At 57.1% G+C, this 19,396-nt stretch carries 16 protein-coding genes; 4 read left to right on the top strand and 12 right to left on the bottom strand.

Going from position 1 to position 19,396, the window contains the following annotated elements; all coding sequences use genetic code 11:
• Window positions 1–66: 66 nt before the first annotated feature.
• The 9 genes from WHJ28_RS00935 to udp all read right to left on the bottom strand — a co-directional run bounded on the left by WHJ28_RS00935 (window position 67) and on the right by udp (window position 9,061).
• Window positions 67–756 (bottom strand): response regulator transcription factor, encoded by a 690-nt coding sequence (locus tag WHJ28_RS00935; protein ID WP_340039186.1) that lies wholly within the window; start codon window positions 754–756, stop codon window positions 67–69.
• A gap of 24 nt (window positions 757–780) precedes the next feature.
• Window positions 781–2,505, bottom strand: a complete 1,725-nt coding sequence (locus WHJ28_RS00930) for an Rqc2 family fibronectin-binding protein (RefSeq protein ID WP_340039185.1) — start codon at window positions 2,503–2,505, stop codon at window positions 781–783.
• Window positions 2,496–2,909: a Mini-ribonuclease 3 gene (locus tag WHJ28_RS00925; RefSeq protein WP_087188958.1), complete on the bottom strand. Its 414-nt coding sequence runs from the start codon at window positions 2,907–2,909 to the stop codon at window positions 2,496–2,498. The genes WHJ28_RS00930 and WHJ28_RS00925 overlap by 10 nt, the downstream gene beginning before the upstream one ends.
• Window positions 2,910–2,970: 61 nt before the next feature.
• Window positions 2,971–3,513, bottom strand: a complete 543-nt coding sequence (locus WHJ28_RS00920; protein ID WP_340039184.1) for a hypothetical protein — start codon at window positions 3,511–3,513, stop codon at window positions 2,971–2,973.
• Between the two features lie 105 nt (window positions 3,514–3,618).
• Window positions 3,619–3,759 (bottom strand): hypothetical protein, encoded by a 141-nt coding sequence (locus WHJ28_RS00915; RefSeq protein WP_340039183.1) that lies wholly within the window; start codon window positions 3,757–3,759, stop codon window positions 3,619–3,621.
• A 176-nt stretch (window positions 3,760–3,935) separates the two neighbouring features.
• Window positions 3,936–5,825 (bottom strand): ABC transporter ATP-binding protein, encoded by a 1,890-nt coding sequence (locus tag WHJ28_RS00910; RefSeq protein ID WP_340039182.1) that lies wholly within the window; start codon window positions 5,823–5,825, stop codon window positions 3,936–3,938.
• Window positions 5,815–7,557 carry an ABC transporter ATP-binding protein gene (locus WHJ28_RS00905; protein ID WP_340039181.1) on the bottom strand — a complete coding sequence of 581 codons (1,743 nt, stop codon included), beginning with the start codon at window positions 7,555–7,557 and terminating at the stop codon, window positions 5,815–5,817. Before WHJ28_RS00905 ends, WHJ28_RS00910 begins: the two co-directional genes overlap by 11 nt.
• Window positions 7,558–7,636: 79 nt before the next feature.
• Window positions 7,637–8,071, bottom strand: a complete 435-nt coding sequence (locus WHJ28_RS00900) for a MarR family winged helix-turn-helix transcriptional regulator (RefSeq protein ID WP_340039180.1) — start codon at window positions 8,069–8,071, stop codon at window positions 7,637–7,639.
• A 219-nt stretch (window positions 8,072–8,290) separates the two neighbouring features.
• On the bottom strand, window positions 8,291–9,061 hold the full coding sequence (gene udp, locus WHJ28_RS00895) for a uridine phosphorylase (RefSeq protein ID WP_340039179.1): 771 nt from the start codon (window positions 9,059–9,061) through the stop codon (window positions 8,291–8,293).
• Window positions 9,062–9,312: 251 nt separating this feature from the next.
• Here udp and WHJ28_RS00890 point away from each other — a divergent pair, with 251 nt between their 5' ends.
• From WHJ28_RS00890 to WHJ28_RS00875, 4 genes are all read left to right on the top strand, one after another.
• The gene (locus WHJ28_RS00890; protein WP_340039178.1) at window positions 9,313–10,002 is read left to right on the top strand and encodes a hypothetical protein; all 690 of its coding nucleotides are present in this window, start codon (window positions 9,313–9,315) and stop codon (window positions 10,000–10,002) included.
• 222 nt (window positions 10,003–10,224) lie between these two features.
• On the top strand, window positions 10,225–11,616 hold the full coding sequence (gene trkA / locus WHJ28_RS00885) for a Trk system potassium transporter TrkA (protein WP_340039176.1): 1,392 nt from the start codon (window positions 10,225–10,227) through the stop codon (window positions 11,614–11,616).
• Window positions 11,613–13,049, top strand: a complete 1,437-nt coding sequence (locus WHJ28_RS00880; RefSeq protein WP_340039175.1) for a TrkH family potassium uptake protein — start codon at window positions 11,613–11,615, stop codon at window positions 13,047–13,049. Before trkA ends, WHJ28_RS00880 begins: the two co-directional genes overlap by 4 nt.
• A gap of 163 nt (window positions 13,050–13,212) precedes the next feature.
• Complete coding sequence (locus tag WHJ28_RS00875) at window positions 13,213–15,324, top strand: sodium-translocating pyrophosphatase (protein ID WP_340039173.1); 2,112 nt, start codon at window positions 13,213–13,215, stop codon at window positions 15,322–15,324.
• A gap of 46 nt (window positions 15,325–15,370) precedes the next feature.
• On the opposite strand, the gene WHJ28_RS00870 is transcribed toward WHJ28_RS00875, so the two are convergent.
• The 3 genes from WHJ28_RS00870 to WHJ28_RS00860 are packed head-to-tail and all read right to left on the bottom strand — an operon-like array spanning window position 15,371 to window position 19,333.
• On the bottom strand, window positions 15,371–17,173 hold the full coding sequence (locus WHJ28_RS00870; protein WP_340039171.1) for an ABC transporter ATP-binding protein: 1,803 nt from the start codon (window positions 17,171–17,173) through the stop codon (window positions 15,371–15,373).
• Complete coding sequence (locus WHJ28_RS00865; protein ID WP_340039170.1) at window positions 17,166–18,902, bottom strand: ABC transporter ATP-binding protein; 1,737 nt, start codon at window positions 18,900–18,902, stop codon at window positions 17,166–17,168. The genes WHJ28_RS00870 and WHJ28_RS00865 overlap by 8 nt, the downstream gene beginning before the upstream one ends.
• Window positions 18,899–19,333 (bottom strand): MarR family winged helix-turn-helix transcriptional regulator, encoded by a 435-nt coding sequence (locus tag WHJ28_RS00860; protein ID WP_340039169.1) that lies wholly within the window; start codon window positions 19,331–19,333, stop codon window positions 18,899–18,901. The genes WHJ28_RS00865 and WHJ28_RS00860 overlap by 4 nt, the downstream gene beginning before the upstream one ends.
• Between the last annotated feature and the right edge of the window lie 63 nt (window positions 19,334–19,396).

The following is a 19,396-nucleotide window of genomic DNA, read 5'->3' as shown; positions in this document are numbered from 1 at the left end:
GTATACAGGCAAGTCAATAACCGGGCTTTAAGCAAAGGTGAAGAATGTTTAAAGTTGGGTGTGATCTTATAAATCGTTCAGTTTGAAGCCGATGCCCCACACCGTCTTGATGTACTCCGCGGGGCTGGCCTTGGCCAGCTTGGACCGCAGATTGGAGATGTGGACGTTCACCGTATTGTCGTCCCCCATATATTCCCCGCCCCACACCTGCTGGTAGAGCTCCTCCCTGGTAAAAACCTTCTTGGGATGCTCCATCAGCAGGGCCAGAATGCGAAACTCCCGGGCGGTGATGGTCACCGGCTTGCCGCCGGCGGTGACGGTCACCCCCTCCTTGTCCAGCACCAGGTCTCCGTGGGTGAGCACCGCGCCGCCGCTCCCCCGGTCGAACTGCTTGTACCGGCGCAGCTGGGCCTCTACCCGGGCCAGCACCTCGGCGTTGTCAAAGGGTTTGGGGATAAAGTCGTCCGCCCCCAGCCGCAGCACGTTCACCCGGTCCTCCAGCCCCGCCTTTGCGGAGAGGACGATGATGGGCATGGTCTTGCGCCGGCGGAGCTGGGCAATGAACTCCTCCCCGGTCATGCCGGGGAGCATCAGGTCCAGCAGCACCAGATCATAGTTATACTGCTCCGCCCATAGAGCGGCCTCGCTGCCGGAATAGGCGGGGCGGCAGTCATAGCCCGCCCCGGTCAGGATCTTGCACAGCAGGTTATTGATGTCCTGGTCGTCTTCCACCACCAGGATGTGGCAGGTCTCCATATATGATCTCCTCCTGGTCCCCGGTTATTTCACCCGCAGCCGCTTTGCCAGCTCGTGGTCCGGGTCCACCACAGCGGTCTGATAGGTGGTGTACACCACCATGCCCGGCCGGGCCCCGGCGGGCTTTTTCACATACTTCACCGGCGTATAGTCCACCGGCACCCGGGTACTGTCCCCCGCCTGGGAAAAGGTGGCCGCCAGAATGGCCGCCTCGGTGAGGCTCTGGGCATCGGCCTCCCCTCCCTCCAGCCACAGAATTACATGGGAGCCGTGGATCTTCTGGGTGTGGAGCCAGATATCGCTCTTATAGGCCATCTTGGTGGTGAGCTGGTCGTTCTGGCTGTTGTTCTTGCCCACGGTGATGCGCAGCCCGGAACTGGAGCGGAACTCCATGGGCTTGCCCGTCACCCGCTTCTCCCGCTTGGCGGCAGTCTTGGCCCGGCGGAGATATCCGGTGTCGGTGAGCTCCTGGCGGATCTCGCCCAGGTCCCGCTCCCCCTCCGCCAGGCGGATGTTCTCCAGCACGCTGTTGAGATACTCCAGCTCGCGCTCACCCTTCTCGATTTGGATGGTGAGCATCTCCTCCGCCTTCTTGGCCTTGTTGTAGTCCTTATAATATTTGGCGGCGTTCTGCTGAGGGGTAAGCAGGGGGTCCAGCTTGATGTCGATCTCACCATAGTCCGGGTCGTAGAAGTTCTGGGCATGGAGCACCGCCATCCCCTTCTCCATCCGGTGGAGGTTGGAGGTGATGATGTCTCCCTGCTCCCGCAGCTTCTCCCGGTCAAAGGTGGCGGCCAGTTCCTTCTCCTGGTTGGCCAGCTTGCGGGCGGTGCGGTCCCGGGCGTTGGTCACCGCCTTCACCAGATCCTGCCCCCGCTGCTTGACCCGCTCCGCCGTCTCCCGGCGCTCATAGAAACCGTCCAGCAGGACGGAAAAGCTGTCCTGTCGGATGCTCTCGGTCTCCGGCCCATACTGAAGGATTGGCAGGAAGGAAAAATCCACCGGTTTCCCTTCCCGTACCAGCAAATATGCTGTAAAGTTATTTTGCTGTACAGTATTTTGCAGCTTGAGCAGCTCCTGGACCAGCCCCTCCTCTCCCCTGGCCCGGAATACGATTTCCCGGGCAATCAGGGGCGAAAAGCCGGTAAATGCGTCCATCAGCAGCTTTTCCGGCTCTTTTCCCATGGGATTATCCAGCGCGGCCCTCAGCTCGTCCTCACCAAGCGTAAAGGGATTTAACTTTTCAGGCGCCGCAGGGGGGCGATAGAACAAACCGGGCAGCACCTGGCGCTGTCCCTTGGACAGGTCGCCGTCGATGCGGCGGATACAGTCGATGATGCGCCCCTCCCCGTCCAGCAGGATCAGGTTGGCGGAGCGGCCCATGGCCTCCAGCACCAGACGGCGCTCCACCCGGTCCCCCAGCTCATCGATGGTCTCCAGCTTGAACTCCAGGATACGCTCCAGGGGAGGCTGGTTCAGTTCGAGAATGCGGCCGCCCAGCAGGTGCTTGCGCAGCAGCATACAGAACATAGGGGGCTTGTCCGGATTCTCCCGGTTCAGGGTGGTGAGGTGGGCCCTGGGGTGGCCGGGATTGGCGGAGAGCAGCAGCTTTAAGTTCTCCCCCTGGCCCCGGAGGAAGAGCACGATCTCATCCCGGGTGGGCTGATAGATCTTGTCGATCTTCCCCCCCGCCACGGCCCGGCGAAGCTCCTCCGCCACGGCGGTCAGGCACAGTGCGTCTAACGGCATTCCTCTTCCTCCATCATCACAGCAAACAGTTCATTGAGCCGGTCGGTACGGCCCTGAAGCCACAGCCACCCAAACAGGGCCTCCAGGCCGGTAGCGGCCTGGTAGTCCGCCCGGCTGGCATTCTGGGGCACACTGTGGGGGCTGGTATTACGGCCCCGGCGGAACACGTCCTGCTCCGCTTCCTCCAGCAGGGGGAGGATCTTCTCCACTGCTCTGGCCTGGGCGGGAGCCGCCACATAGCGGACCGTGGCCCGGTGGAGGCCCTTGGAGGTGGCCTTGCCGTGGAGACACAGCCAGGAGCGCACCATCAGCTCAAACACACCATCCCCCAGATGGGCCAGTCCCAGGCTGCTGATCCCCTGGATCAGTTCCGGCTGGGCATTCAGATGAAAATAATCGGTCATAGTTCATTCCTCATTTGTAAATAGGATCTCATTCTGTCAGTATATCGCAAACAAAGTGAAATTACAACAGATCGTCCAGCCGGGGGCAGCCGCCGGGCCGAAAGGGAAAACAGAGATAGTCCCGCCCCTCCAGCGTTTCCAGCCGTGCAAAGCAAAACAGCGGCGTCAACGGAAAAGGTCTGTCTTTCCGATACAGATAGGCCAGGAGAAAACCATGCTCATCCCGACAGATCAGGGCGGGTCCTCTGGCGGCAGCAGCTAGCAGCGGCTCCCCCATCAGCCGGCCGGGATTGTCTTCCCGCTGCCACCCCGCCGGAATCTTCTCCGCCCCGTCAAAGGAGAATGCCAATACGGCCTGACCGCCCTCCGGCGGCCAGGCACCCTGCCGCTCCAGCTCGCTGATCGTCAAGGTACGCTCCAACCGCAGGACACTGCCCTGGGGCACAAAGGTGCCCAGCAGAGCCTTTCCTCCGGCTCCCGTGAGCCAGCACTTGTACAGCCCACGGCCGTCGTTGGGCAGCTGGGCGGCACACACCGCCCGGTTCCCCTCCTCCCGCACTGTGAGCCAACCCCGGCCCTCCCACAGCGAAAACCGCCGCTCCATACCCCGTCCCCCCTTTCTGCCATTCTATGCGCTCCGAGGGCCGGACAGACGAACCGTGAGGATGCCAGACAAGGCATCCCCCCGGTTTTTTCTACGGGTATGGACTCAGCAGCAGCTGTTGCCGCAACCGCAGTTATTACCGCCACCACAGCAGCAGCACAGCAGGATGATGATCAAAATGATCCACAGGCAGCTGCCGCCGCCAAAGCCGTTGCCACAGCCACAACCATTATTGCACCCCATCATAGAAGTACCTCCCGGTTTAAATGTTAGAAACCTGGAGCTGGCGGCGGAGCTTCCCGCTGTCCGGCCCGGTCTCATTCCATACTATGCCGCGCTCCGGAGGTGGTGCGTGCTGAACGAAAAAATAGCGGGCCGCCCCGGTCATACCGGGGCAGCCCGCAGCAAAGAGAGGGTTTTGCTTACTCCAGCTCAAACGCGCCGGTGTACAGCTGATAATAGAGGCCCTGCTGAGCGATCAGATCCTCATGGTCGCCCCGTTCCACAATTCGGCCGTGGTCCAGCACCATAATGGCGTCGGAGTTGCGTACGGTGGACAGGCGGTGGGCAATGACAAAGACGGTGCGTCCACACATGAGGGAGTCCATGCCCTGCTGAACAATCGCCTCGGTTCGGGTATCGATGGAAGAGGTTGCCTCGTCCAGGATCATCACCGGCGGGTCGGCCACGGCGGCCCGGGCAATGGCAATGAGCTGCCGCTGACCCTGGGACAGGTTGGCGCCGTTGCCGGTCAGCATGGTGTCGTACCCCTGAGGCAGACGGCGGATGAAGTCATCGGCGTTGGCCAGCACAGCGGCAGCCTCCACCTCTTCATCGGTGGCGTTCAGGTTGCCGTAGCGGATATTCTCCCGGACGGTACCGGTAAACAGGTTGGTATCCTGAAGCACGATGCCCAGAGAGCGGCGCAGGTCTGGCTTCTTGATGTCATTGATGGAGATGCCGTCGTAGTGGATCTTGCCGTCGGCAATATCATAGAAGCGGTTGATCAGGTTGGTGATGGTGGTCTTACCTGCGCCGGTAGCGCCCACGAAGGCCAGCTTCTGGCCCGGCTTGGCAAAGAGGCTGATGTCGTGGAGGATGGTCTTGCCCTCCTCATAGGCGAAGTCCACATGGTCAAAGCGCACATCGCCCGCCAGCTTGACGTATTGGAAAGAGCCGTCCTCCTGAGGCACCTTCCAGGCCCACAGGTTGGTATGCTCATCAGTCTCACGGAGGCTGCCATCCTGATCAAAGGCTGCATTCACCAGAGTAACGGTGCCGTGGTCCTCCTCGGAAGGCTCATCCATCAGATCAAAAATACGCTGAGCGCCGGCCAGCGCCATGACTACCGAGTTGAGCTGCTGGGAGATCTGACTGATGGGGTTGGACAGACTCTTGGACAACTGGAGGAAGGTGGCGATGACGCCAAGGGTGATACCTGGGCCAATGCCGCTGAGGGCCAGAGCACCGCCGGCCATAGCGATGATGACATACTGGGCGTTGCCGATATTAATCAGGATAGGCATGAGGATGTTGGCGTACTTGTTGGCCTTATCGGCGCTCTCGAAGAGGGCGTCGTTCACCTTATCAAAGCCCTCCTGAGCCTCCTCCTCGTGGCAGAATACCTTGACTACCTTCTGGCCATTGATCATTTCTTCAATGTAGCCGTTCAGATCGCCCAGCTTCACCTGCTGGCGCATAAAGTAGCGGCCGCTCCGGCTGGCCAGGAACCGGGTCACCAGCAGCATACCCACGATGCACAAAATAACTACGCCGGTAAGCAGCAAATCGGTGAAAATCATACCCGCGAAGGCCACCACGATCATCATCAGGGAGTTGACGACCTGGGGGATGCTCTGGGAGAACATCTGGCGGAGGGTATCCACGTCGTTGGTGTATACACTCATCACGTCGCCGTGGGCGTGGGTATCAAAATACTTGATGGGCAGGGACTGCATATGGCTGAACAAATCGTCCCGGATCTTTTTCTGGACGCCCTGAGAGATGGTGACCATCAGGCGGTTGTATGCCAGGGCACACAAAGCGCCGGAAAGATAGAGGCAGCCCATAAGAACGAGGGCATGGAGCAGGCCGTCAAATACCGGATTGTCCATGGCCAGCAGAGGGGTGATATAGTCGTCGATCAGGGAGCCCAGGAACAGGGAGCCGGACACCGAGGCAATGGCACTGATCAGAATGCACACCAGCACCAGCAGGAACCGAAACCCGTACCCCCGCTTGACATACTGCATCAGGCGGCGCATCGTGCGGGAGCGGTTCACAGGAGGCTTTTTTCTCATATCAGGTTTCATCTTCGCCGCCTCCTTTGGTCTGGGATTCATAAATTTCGCGGTAGATTTCGCAGGTCTTGAGCAATTCCTCATGGGTGCCTATGGCAGCAATTTTTCCGCCGTCCATCACCAGGATCTTGTCGACGTCCTCAATGGAGGAGATACGCTGGGCAATGATAAACTTGGTGGTGTCGGGGATCTCCTCCCGAAACGCCTTACGGATCAGGGCGTCAGTCTTGGTGTCCACCGCAGAGGTAGAGTCGTCCAGAATGAGGATCTTGGGCTTCTTCAGCAGAGCCCGGGCAATACAAAGCCGCTGCTTTTGGCCGCCGGACACGTTGGAACCGCCCTGCTCAATGTGGGTATCGTACTTGTCTGGGAACTCCTGGATGAAGGAATCAGCCTGGGCCAGCTTACATACCCGGACCATCTCTTCGTCGGTGGCCTCCTTGTTGCCCCAGCGCAGATTTTCCTTGATGGTACCGGAGAAAAGCACGTTCTTCTGGAGCACCATGGCCACCTGCTCACGCAGAGCCTCCATATCATAGTCCCGCACATCCACGCCGCCTACCAGTACGCGGCCCTCGGTGGCGTCGTACAGACGGGGGATCAGCTGGACCAAAGTAGTCTTTGAAGTACCGGTACCACCCAGGATACCCACAGTCTCGCCGGATTTGATGGTGAGATTCACATCCTTCAGGCACTCTTTGGTGGGGTCCTTGGCATAGCTGAAGCTGACGTTCTCAAAGACCACGGAACCATCCTTCACCTCATAGATCGGATCAGGGCCGTTCTTCAGGTCGCTCTCCTCATTGAGCAATTCTACGATCCGCTCGGCGGAAGCTTTTGACAAGATGATCATCATCAGTACCATGGACAGCATCATCAAGCTCATAAGAATCATCATGATGTAGCTGAACATACTGGTCAGCTGTCCGGTGGTCAGTTCCCCGCCCACCACCAGATTTGCGCCGATCCACGAGACAGCAAGCATACAGGCGTAGACACAGATCTGCATCAACGGCATATTGAATGCCACGATCTTTTCTGCTTTGGAGAAATCCATATAGATCTCTCCGGAAACTTTTCCAAATTTCTCCTTTTCGTGTTCTTGCCGAACGAAGGACTTCACAACACGGATGCCCAGCAAGTTCTCCTCCACCACGTTATTCAACCAGTCGTACTTCTTAAATACTCGTTTGAATACGGGATAAGCCGATTTCATGATGGCCAGAATGCCCACTGCCAGAACAGGGATGACTACCAGAAAAATCAGCGCCAGCTTGGGATTGAGCGTAAAGGTGAGGAACCAGGCACAGACCAGCATGATGGGGCAACGTACCGCAATGCGGATGATCATCATGAAGGCCATCTGCACGTTGGTCACATCGGTAGTCAGGCGGGTAATGATACCGCCGGTGGAAAACTTATCAATGTTGGAAAAGGAGAGCTTCTGTACGTTTTGATACATCTCTCGGCGCAGATTGCGGGAGAAGCCGGTGGACGCCCGGGCCGCAAACCGGCCGGACAGGCCGCCCAGCAGCAATGCCATCAGCGCCATAGCCACAACCAGCAGGCCATACTGAATGATCCGGTTCATATTACCCGCCTTGACGCCCTCGTCCAGCAATCTGCCGGTCATCATGGGAATCAGTACATCGAACGCCACCTCTCCGATCACAAAGATGGGTGTGAGGACAGTGGCCAGTTTGAACTCCCCAATGCAGCTGATCAGGCCGCGCTTTTTCTTCATAGGGTTCCCTCCTCTAGGATTGATGCGTAGTGCGCTGTCTACACAGAAATGACGCGCTGTAAGCCGTCACACGGATGGCTTACAGCAGATTCTGCTTCAGTTTTTCCACGGTGCTGAGGAATTGCTCCAACTCCGCCTGACTCAGGCCCTGGGTCAGCAGCTCCTCTACACTGTTGATCCGCTCTATGATCTCCTGATGGAGCGCATCCGCCTTGGCAGTGGTGGTCACCTGCTTAAGCCGGGCGTCCCGTTCCACCGACTGCCGCACAATAAAGCCCTGAGCCTCCAGGCGTTTGAGCAGTCGGGATGCTGTGGACCGCCGGATATAGAATGCCTCCTCAATATCCTTTTGGCAGATCTCCTGGTCCCGGTTATGACACAAAAAGCCCAGCAGCTTCACCTGCATCTCGGTAAAATCGTCTCCTTCCGGCGTGCAGGTCATCTCCAACACCTTTCGCCGCAGCAGATTAGACAGAGCTTTGATTTCATAGCCTACATGGCGCTCCTGCCGCATTTCGTCATCTCCTTTTTTGTACTGCATTTAGTTTAGTTTGTCTGCTAACAGTTGTCAATGCACAACATCAACAAAAGAGAAAAGTTCTTCTCCTTACAATTCTGTCACAGAATTGCTGCGTAATCCATCATATTTGTCTGACAAACTCTTTTTGTCTTATTGGCTTTAGCATATAAAAAGCCCGCCGCAATATGCGGCGGGCCCTTGTGCAGGTTCCATTCAGTTTTTGATCCGGTCTGCCTGGATCAGCAGTTTGACCGCCTCGATACCCACCTCCAGGGCAGCGGACAAATCATGACTCTCGGTCTGATCCAAACCGGCAGCCTCCCGCTCCTGGTTCCAGATCACATGGAAACAGGAGCCGCACCGCACGCCCAGTGCGGCGGCGCAGCAGAAGAGGGCCGCAGACTCCATCTCAGAGGCCAACACCCCAAGGCGTTTCCAGGCTTCCCACTTGTAGAGCAGTTCCTGGGCGACCGGCATCCGGGCCGGGCTGTGCTGGCCATAAAAGGAATCCTTACACTGGACCACGCCGGCATGCCAGGGCTTTCCCAGGTTCTTGGCTGCCTGGACCAAAGCGGTCTGGACCTGGTAATCAGATACGGCGGGGAATTCAATGGGAGCATACTCCCGACTGGTCCCCTCATGACGCACCGCGCCGGTGGCGATCACCACATCGTCGCTTTTGACCGGCAGGGCAATGCCACCGCAGGTACCCACCCGTATAAAAGTGTCCGCGCCGATGTTATGCAGCTCCTCCATCGCAATGACGGCAGAGGGCCCACCGATGCCGGTAGAGCACACGCTTACCTTCTCACCCAACAAGGTGCCGGTATAAATGGTATATTCCCGATTGCTGCCGATCTTCACCGGGTCATCAAAATAAGCGGCTATCTTCTCGCAGCGGCCCGGATCGCCGGGCAAAAAGCAATAGCGGCCCACGTCGCCCTGCTTACATTTTATATGGAACTGCAGTTCATGTTCGTGCATCCTGGATACCTCCTCGGTGTCGCATACATCCCTTTCATACCTGGATCCGACCGGGTATGGCCCATAAATCGGCATATTGTATTATATCAGTTTCTCGCGCCCATTGCAAGGTGCACAAACATTTATGCTTTTTGTAACGTTTTGTTGTTGTATTTTTGGTTTGTTCGTTTTAGAATAGTGCTGCTGACGGGCAAGCTGCATTTTCGGCCTGTCTGTCAGATATCCGATGACCGAAAAAGGAGGCAATCAATGTGAAACGGGCAGCCCTGATGACCATACTGGCTCTGCTGTGTGGATTGGTCCTTGGATCCATGGTCGGCCTGTCTCTTTCCTCTTCCGCCAACTCCGCTGCCGCCTCCTCTTCGATCCCAGCCATCAGCTATACCCAGAACACCTACGCCTCCTCCATCCCCACTGAACCGCCCCTTGATACCTGTGATAACACCTTGCTTCTTGAGCGTGCCGGTCAGGTATTGGAGGCGCTGAAAGAGCAGGACTACTCCGCTCTCGCCCTGCTGGTCCACCCTCAATACGGCATCACCATGACCCCCTACTCTACAGTGGACCATTCCTGTGATACCGTACTCTCGCAGGAACAAGTCACCAGACTGGCAGACGATGATCTGCTCTATACCTGGGGTCGTTCTGTAGGTTCCGGCGCACCCATCCGCTGCACTGCCGAGGACTACTTCGCCCGTTTTGTCTTTAATACCGACTATACCGAAGCGCCCCAGGTGGGCATTGACACTGTACTTATCAGCGGAAATGCACTGGAAAATGTGGCTGACGCCTATCCTGATGGGCGTTTTGTGGAGTACCACTTCCCTGGGATCGATCCATCGCTGGAGGGCTTCGACTGGTGCTCTCTTAAGTTGGTCTTTGAGGTATGGAACAACGACTGGTACCTGGTAGGTATCATTCACGGTGAATGGACCAGTTAAATATTTGCCGCCACCCCAACTGCCGGTCTATGACCGGCAGTTTTTTGCCGAAAAAAGCCTCGGTGGCTTTCTAACGTTTGTTGGAGGGATAAACGGATACTTGCATCTATAGATAGATTGCGTTAAGATGATTGCTACGATTATGGACCACGAATATACGCTCATGCCTGGTTCCATAAAGCGTCTAAAGGGGTCTGGGTGCCCTGAAAGGATGGATAATGCTTGAAGATCATCATTGTGGGAGATGGAAAGGTCGGTTTTACACTGGCAGAGCATCTGTCTCAGGAAGAGCACAGCGTCACGGTGATCGACACCAATGACGCCGCCCTGCGCCACGCTTCAGAATCTCTGGATGTGATGTGCGTCAAGGGCAACGGTGCCTCTATCTCCGCCCTGAAGGAATCGGGTGTTGAATCGGCAGATCTGCTCATCGCCGCCACCAGCCTGGACGAGGTCAACATGGTCTGCTGTCTCACTGCCAAACGGCTGGGCGCTAAATTTACCATTGCCCGGGTACGCAATGCGGAGTATGCCATGGAACTGTCTCATATGAAGCAGGAACTGGGCATCGACCTGGCCATCAATCCGGAAAATGCCACAGCTGTGGAGATCTCCCGTCTGCTCCGTTTCCCCAGCGCTGCCAACATTGAGACCTTCTACCGGGGTCGGGTGGAGTTGATCGGTTTCCGGGTGCGGGAAGGCGATTTCCTGACCGATCAGCCTCTGTCCGCCCAGAGCAGCAAGCTCCGGGAACTGCCCATGCTCCTGTGCGCGGCCGAACGGGATGACGGACAGGTCATCATTCCTGACGGCGCCTTTATCCCCCGGGTGGGCGACCGGCTCTACCTGGTGGGTCAGCCCGCTGGACTGACCTCCTTCTTCCGCCTGCTGGGCCGCAATATCCCCAAACTGCACTCCGCGTTTATTTTAGGCGGGGGACGCATCTCCTACTATCTGTCTAACATCCTGCTCAAGATGGGAATGCAGGTCAAAATTGTGGAACGCAACCCGGAGCGCTGCCGTCACCTCAGTGATATGCTCCCCCAGGCGCTCATTATTCAAGGCGACGGTACCGACCAGGAATTGCTGGAAGAAGAGAATGCTGGTGCCTCCGATGCCTTTATCGCACTCACCGACCGTGACGAGGACAACATCATCATCTCGCTCTACGCCATGCAGCAGGGTGTGAAAAAGGTAGTGGCCAAGTCCAACCGCCAAAACTACGCCGGCATCGCTCATGCCGCCGGACTGGACAGCGTGATCTCCCCCAAACTCATCACCGCCAGCCACATCCTCCAAGTGGTCCGTGGAATGCAGAATTCCAAGGGCAGCGTGATGAATGCGCTGTATAAAATTTGTGACGGGCACGCAGAGGCCCTGGAGTTTATTGCCAATGAGACTACCAAAAATCAGGGTGTGCCGCTGAAGAATCTACGGCTGAAAAAGGGTATCCTTATCGCCGTTCTGGTCCACCAGGGCAAGATCATCATTCCAGATGGCTCCAGCCACATCTCCTCAGGCGACACCGTGATCCTGATCTCCCGCAATCACGGCATCCTGGATCTCAATGATATTTATGAGGACTCACTGCTGGATCTGAGGGCAACGCAATGAATTATAAACTGGTATTGAGAGTAACCGGAAAGACACTGATGGTAAGCGCCATCACCATGCTGCTGCCGCTGTTGGTGAGTCTGATCTATCAGGAGGACCCCACCCCTTTTCTCTTTACCATACCACTGGTCATGGTAATCGGTTTCATCCTCTCTCTTCTGTCCAGCGATGATCACTTCTTCCCCCGGGAGGGCTTTTTCTCTGTGGCGCTGATCTGGCTGTTGATGGGTGTCTTTGGCGCGCTTCCTTTCTATTTCAGCGGTTATTTCTCCTCCTACATAGACTGCTTTTTCGAGGCGGTCTCCGGCTTTACCACCACCGGAGCCTCTATTCTGATGGCGGTGGAACCGCTGCCCCGGGGTATTCTGTTCTGGCGTTCCTTTATCCACTGGCTGGGCGGCATGGGCGTACTGATCCTCACCATTGCGCTGCTGCCCGGTCTTGGGTCCCGCACCCTCCACTTGATGAAGGCCGAGAGTCCCGGCCCGGTGGTCAGTAAACTGGTACCCAAAAGCAGTCAGTCCTCCAAAATCCTGTACGGGATCTATTGTGGGCTGACCGCCATTGAGATCATCATCCTAAAGATCGCCGGGATGCCCTGGTATGACAGCATTGTTCACTCTTTCGCCACAGCAGGCACCGGCGGATTTTCCACCAGAAACATCTCCATTGCCGCCTATAGCAGTCCCGCCATCGAGATTATTATCACGATTTTTATGCTGCTGTTCTCGGTAAACTTCTCTCTCTACTTCCTGCTGCTGTGCGGCAAGGTCAGGCAGGTACTTAAGAGTGATGAGCTTCGTTTTTTCCTTTTGATCGTTTTTACAAGTATTGCGCTGGTTTCCACGAATATCTGGAACATCTATCCCACCGGGCGTGAGTCCATCCGTCATGCAGCCTTTCAGGTTGCTTCCATTATTTCAACTACCGGCTTTGCCAGTACCGATTTTAATCTTTGGCCGGAATTCTCCCGTATCTTGCTGGTTCTTTTAATGTTCACCGGAGCCTGCGCCGGTTCCACTGGCGGCGCCATCAAGTGTTCTCGTATGTTATTACTGGGAAGATGTATACGCCGGGAAATTCGACAAGTCATTCATCCCAGGGCGGTTAATGTGGTTAAGCTGGATGGGCGAGTGGTTGAAGAATCCTCCCTACGTTCCGTTCATATCTTCTTTTCTGCCTATATCCTTATCACACTTGGAGGCACACTCTTGGTTTCTGCCGATAATTACTCCTTCGGTACCACCTTTACCGCCGTGGTCTCCTGCATTGGCAATATTGGTCCCGGCCTGGAGTTGGTGGGACCAATGGGCAACTATGCCCTCTTTTCCGGCTTTTCCAAACTGGTTCTTTCACTGTGTATGATTATTGGCAGATTGGAGATTTTGCCCATTTTAGTGCTCTTTAGCGGAAATGCATGGAAACGGTCTTGAACTGTCCATTCGTTTTTGTCCAAAGCGTCAAATCCAAGGATTTGACGCTTTCTTTTTTGAATACTCTTGCCAAACGGATGCATTTTGAGGTATTATAATGTTGTCTGTAAAACCGGGAACCCTTGCGCTACAATGGATTCCCGAAACAAAGGAGTTGGGTAAGATGATCGAAAACCTCTTTTGGCTCGGTCTAGTTGGTGCTTTTATCGCGCTAATCTTCGCCGTAGCCCAAGCAAGAAAGGTGTTAAAGTTCTCTGAAGGCACCGAATTGATGCAAAAACTCGCGGCCTCTATCCGTAAAGGCGCTAACGCTTACCTTAAGCGCCAGTATACCACCGTCGCAAAGATCTTTATTGTAGTCTTCGTAATTTTACTTATTCTGGCAGGAGCTGGTATGCTGGATAACTGGTTTATCCCCTTCGCCTTCCTCACCGGCGGCATCTATTCCGGCCTGGCCGGCTTCGTCGGCATGAAGATCGCCACCTCCGCCAACGCCCGTACCGCCAACGCCGCTCATGAGAGCCTGAACCGCGGCCTGAACGTGGCCTTCTCCTCCGGCGCCGTTATGGGCTTCACCGTGGTGGGTCTGGGCCTGCTGGACGTGTCCATCTGGTTCCACATCCTGAAATATATTGCCCACTTTGATGCCGCCAAGATCGCCCAGACCATGGTTATGTTCGGCATGGGCGCCTCCTTCATGGCTCTGTTCGGCCGCGTGGGCGGCGGTATCTTCACCAAGGCTGCCGACGTGGGCGCTGACCTGGTGGGTAAAGTGGAAGCCGGCATCCCCGAGGATGACCCCCGCAATCCCGCCACCATTGCTGACAACGTGGGCGACAACGTGGGCGACGTGGCCGGCATGGGCGCTGACCTGTACGAGTCCTATGTTGGTTCGATCCTGGCCACCTTCGCTCTGGGCGCCGCCGCCTATGCCACCGATAACATGACCTGGAACGCCATGCTGCTGCCCCTGGTCATTGCCGTGGTGGGCGTGATCTGCTCCGTGCTGGGCAGTTTCCTGATCCGCACCAAGGAGAACGCCACCCAGAAGTCCCTGCTGGCCACCCTGCGTAAGGGTACCTACACCGCTGCCGTTCTGGCCGCTATCGCCGCTGCCCCCATTACCTATTTCATCATGGGTTCCTGGGGCCCCTACATTTCCATTCTGGCAGGTCTGGTGGCTGGCTGCGCCATCGGCTATTTCACTGAGTATTACACCTCTGACACCTACAAGCCCACCCAGGGCCTGGCTGACTCCACCGAGACCGGCGCTGCTACCACCATCATCGGTGGCATCTCCCTGGGTATGCTGTCTACTGCCGCTCCCATCATCATCATCGGTATCGCGATCATCGTCTCCTTCCTGGCCTCCGGCGGTTCTCTGACCACCGGCGGCGCGGAGTATGAGCTGCTCTTCTCCAAGGGTCTGTACGGCATTGGTATCGCCGCTGTGGGTATGCTGTCCACTCTGGGCATCACCCTGGCCACCGACGCCTACGGCCCCGTGGCCGACAACGCCGGCGGCATCGCCGAGATGAGCGGCCTGGGCGAGGAGGTCCGCAACCGCACCGATGCCCTGGATTCCCTGGGCAACACCACCGCCGCTACCGGTAAGGGCTTCGCCATCGGCTCCGCCGCTCTCACCGCTCTGGCTCTGCTGGTCTCCTATGTGGATGTGGTCAAGGGCAAGCTGGACCACGCCATGGACCTGTCCCTCACCAACCCCGCCGTGCTGGTGGGTCTGTTTGTGGGCGCCATGCTCACCTTCATCTTCGCCGCCCTCACCATGAGCGGCGTGCAGCGGGCCGCTCAGTCCATCGTGGTAGAGGTCCGCCGTCAGTTCCGTGAGATCTCCGGTATCATGGAAGGAAAGGCCGATCCCGACTACGCTTCCTGCGTGGACCTGTGCACCAAGGGTGCTCTGCATGAGATGGTCATCCCCTCCTTGCTGGCCATTATCGTTCCCGTTATCGTGGGCCTGATCCTGGGCGCTGAGGCTGTCGTTGGCCTGCTGGGCGGCGTTACCGTCACCGGCTTCGTGGTCGCCGTGTTCATGTCCAACGCCGGCGGCGCCTGGGACAACGCCAAGAAGTACATTGAGGCCGGCCACCATGGCGGCAAGGGTTCCGACTGCCACAAGGCCGCCGTCATCGGCGACACCGTGGGCGATCCCTTCAAGGATACCTCCGGCCCCTCCCTGAACATCCTGATCAAGCTGTGCTCCACTGTCTCCATCGTGTTCTCCGGCCTGATCACTACCATTCATCTGTTCTAATCGGACATAAAAAAGGACGCCTGACGGCGTCCTTTTTTATGTCCTTTTAGTTCAGTTCAAACATACCGTTGTACAGCTGATAATATTCCCCCTGCTGGGCAAGCAGGTCATCGTGACTGCCCCGCTCCACGATTTTACCCTGTTCCAGCACCATAATGGCGTCGGCGTTGCGAACCGTGGACAGCCGGTGGGCAATGACAAACACTGTCCGGCCCTCCATCAGCTGGTCCATTCCCTTCTCGATGAGGGCTTCCGTGCGGGTATCGATGCTGCTGGTTGCCTCGTCCAGGATGAGCACCGGCGGATCGGCCACCGCCGCCCGGGCAATGGCAAGCAGCTGCCGCTGACCCTGAGAGAGATTGGCTCCGTCCGCCGTCACCATAGTGTCGTAGCCTTGGGGCAGACGGCGGATAAAGGAGTCGGCGTTGGCGATTTTGGCCGCCTTCTCCACCTCCTCCATGGTGGCGTCCAGCTTACCAAAGCGGATGTTATCGGCAATGGTACCAGTAAAGAGGTGCGTATCCTGAAGCACCATGCCCAGGGATCGCCGCAGCTCATCTTTCCGGATGTCCTTCACGTCAATGCCGTCGTAGGTCACCCGACCCTTCTGCACGTCGTAAAAACGGTTGATCAAGTTGGTAATGGTGGTCTTGCCCGCACCAGTAGAGCCTACAAAGGCGATCTTCTGGCCGGGCTTGGCAAAGAGGCTGATTTCTTTCAGAATGGGGTGGCCGGCGTCATAACCAAAGGTGACACTCTCGAAGCGAACATCCCCCCGCAGGGGTACCACAGAGCGGTCAGGCTTGCGCCAAACCCAGCCTTCGTCACGCCTTTCCAACCTCACCTGTCCGTCGTCCACCTCCGGGGTCTGGTTCATAGCTTCAAAAACCCGCTCGGCACCTGCCAGAGCGGCCAGCAGAAAATTGGTCTGCTGAGTAAACTGGTTGATAGGCATGGCAGCCTGGCGCACAAAAACCAGATAGCTGGCCAGGCTGCCTACATCGGTCATGCCCGCCATGGCCATATAGCCGCCCAAAGCAGCCACAATGGCATAATTGATATAGGAGATGCTCACCACCGCCGGGATCATGGTGGCGGCATAACCCTGAGCGCCGGTACCCGCTTCGCGGAGGGCCTCGTTTTTCTCCCGGAACGTCTGCAGGTTGACTTTTTCGTGGTTATATACCTTGACTACCTTCTGGCCCGCCACCATCTCTTCAATGTAGCCGTCCAGATCACCCAATGCACGCTGCTGCTTATTATAGTAGGCTTTGCTCCGCTTTCCGCTGTAGCGGATATAGAGGAACATGATCACATAGCACACCGCCACCACCAGGGTAAGCCGCCAGTTCAGGATGAAGAGCATAGTCAGGGTACCTGCCACCTGGATAAAACTCTGGATCACCATGGCGAAGCTGTTGTTCAGGGCATCCGAAATGGTATCCACGTCGTTGGTGAAATAGCTCATCACATCGCCATGGCGGCGGGTATCAAAGAAGCGGAGAGGCAGCTTCTGGAGGTGGGCAAACAGGTCCCGACGAATGTCATAAAGCACTTTCTGGGCTGCCTTCACCATAGTCTGGGTATAGCCCCAAGCCGCCAGGGCCCCTGTCAGATAGATGAGGGCGGTAAGGATGACGCCCCGCAGCAGGGCCTCCACTCCCCCGGTGGCCAGGTGATTGACCACCGGCCGGATCATATAGGTTCCCAGGAGATTCGCCAGGGCGCTGACCGTGACCAGCACTGCCACCACCAACAGCAGAAACTTGTGCCGTCCCATGTAGGACAGAAGGGTACGCAGGGTATAGCCCAGGTGCTTGGGCTTCTTGGCGCTGAGCTGCCTAGCCATGTTCCTCCCCTCCTTTCCTCTGGGATGCGTAGATCTCCTGATAGATGGGATCGTGCTCCAGCAGCTCCCTATGAGTACCGGCGGCGTGAATTCTGCCATCCTCCAGGATGACAATCAGATCGGTGTGCATCACCGAGGTGACGCGCTGGGCAATGATGATCTTGGTCACACCGGTAAGCTGACTCAGAGCCCCCCGGATCTTGCCCTCTGTTGCAGTATCTACCGCACTGGTGGAATCGTCAAAAATCAGAATTTTGGTTTTTTTCAGCAGCGCCCGTGCAATGCACAGCCGCTGTTTCTGGCCACCGGAGACGTTGACACCTCCCTGCCCCAGGTCAGTGTCCAGGCCCTCTGGCAGTCGCTCCAGAAACTCATCCGCGCAAGCCGCCCGGCAGGCCGCCCACAGGGTCTCGTCGTCGGCATCCGGGTCTCCCCACTTCAGGTTCTCCCGAACAGTACCGGAAAAAAGCACATTTTTCTGGAGTACAATGCCCACCGCGTCCCGCAGAACCGTCAGGTCGTAGTCCTTAACATCGTGCCCGCCAACCCGAACAGTACCCTCGGTGGCGTCGTACAGCCGGGGGATGAGCTGCACCAGAGTGGTTTTGGCGGAGCCGGTGCCGCCCAGGATACCCACAGTCTGGCCCGCGCTGATATGCAAATTGACCCCAGACAGAGCATATTCCCTGGCGTCGGCATGGTACTTGAAGGACACATTCTCAAAGTCCACGCTGCCATCGGGCACCTCCTCCACCGGCTGGGCTGGGGAGGCAAGGGCCGTTTTCTCCTCCAATACCTCCGCGATGCGGTGGGCACTGGCCAGCGATCGGGTGAGCAGTAGGAACACGTTGGAGATCATCATGAAGGAGTTCATCACCTGGAGCACATAGCTGAGAAAGCCAGTTAGCTCCCCCACCTGAAGGCTCTCTTCCAGGATCATACCACCGCCGAACCACAGAATGAGTACGATGGCGGTGTACATGGTAAACTGGAAGGCGGGCAGGTTGAGCACCGCAAAGTGGAAGGTCCGCTGACTGGTGGCCATCAGCTCCTCATTGACCGCCCGGAACTTCTCCTCCTCATACTCGCCCCGCACAAAGGCCTTCACTGCCCGGATGGCGGTAAGACCCTCCTGGACCACATTGTTCAGCTTATCCATGGCCATCTGGAGCCTGCCATACATGGGCGCTACTTTACGCACCACAAAGAAAAGGATGAGCGCCAGAATGGGGGCGGTCACCACAAAAATCAGGGCCAGCCGGGCATTCATCCAGAAAGACAGCCCCAGCCCCATCAGCAGCATCACCGGGCTGCGCACCAAAGGGCGCAGTCCGCCGTTGATGGCGTTTTGCAGCACCGTTACATCGGTGGTCATCCTGGTAACCAAAGAGGAGCTTTCAAAGCGGTCCAGGTTGGAAAAGGCATAGTCCTGCACCCGCTCATACTGGGCCTCCCGAATACGGGCGCCCCAGCCGTAGGCAGCCCGGGCAGCAAACCTGGCATACAGCAGGCCGGTGATCAAAGCCAGCAAAGCACATACGCCCATTTGTACACCCTTGACCACAATATAATTCAGATCCTGATTCTCCACTCCCACATCAATGAGGTCGGCCATCAGCACGGGGATCACCAATTCAAAGGCTGTCTCCACCAGCACCAACAATCCGCCCAGAAACAGGTCCCGGCGGTAGGGTCCTAAATAGGACAGCAGGCGTTTCAGTTCTTTCATGGCTGTCCCTCCCCTGCCGTCTTCAGATTTCGATACGCCCGGCTCAGATAGTCGGCAAATCGCTCCCGCTCCTCCAGCGTAAACCCCTCCAACATCCGTTCCTCCATGGTCCGGCAGCAATTCCGCCAGGCGTCATAGGCCCTCTGGCCCGCAAGAGTGATCTCGATCCGGTCCCGGCGCTTGTCCTGTCCGTCCCCGCACCGGGTCACGAAGCCGCCTTTCTCCAGACTGTCCAGCATCCGGCATACCGCCGCCGGATCGATCTCAAAATAGTCGGCCAGCTGACGCTGGCGGCTGGGGCCATGCTGACTGAGGTAACCCAGCAGCTTGGGCTGCCCTGTTCCCAGTCCTACCTCCGTCAGACAGGGGCGCAGCATCCCCCGTTGGGCATGAAAGGCCCGATAAAGCAGCATATGGAATGTCTTTTCCATCTACTCACCTTCTCAATTGACATATCAATGATTGATATGTCAATTATATCCCGTAATTTTACA

The sequence above is a fragment of the Flavonifractor porci genome, assembly GCF_037572415.1.
Taxonomy (GTDB): Bacteria; Bacillota; Clostridia; order Oscillospirales; family Oscillospiraceae; genus Flavonifractor; species Flavonifractor porci.
The sequence above is the reverse complement of the archived record's forward strand: the minus strand, read 5'-3'. Positions and strand labels throughout refer to the sequence as shown.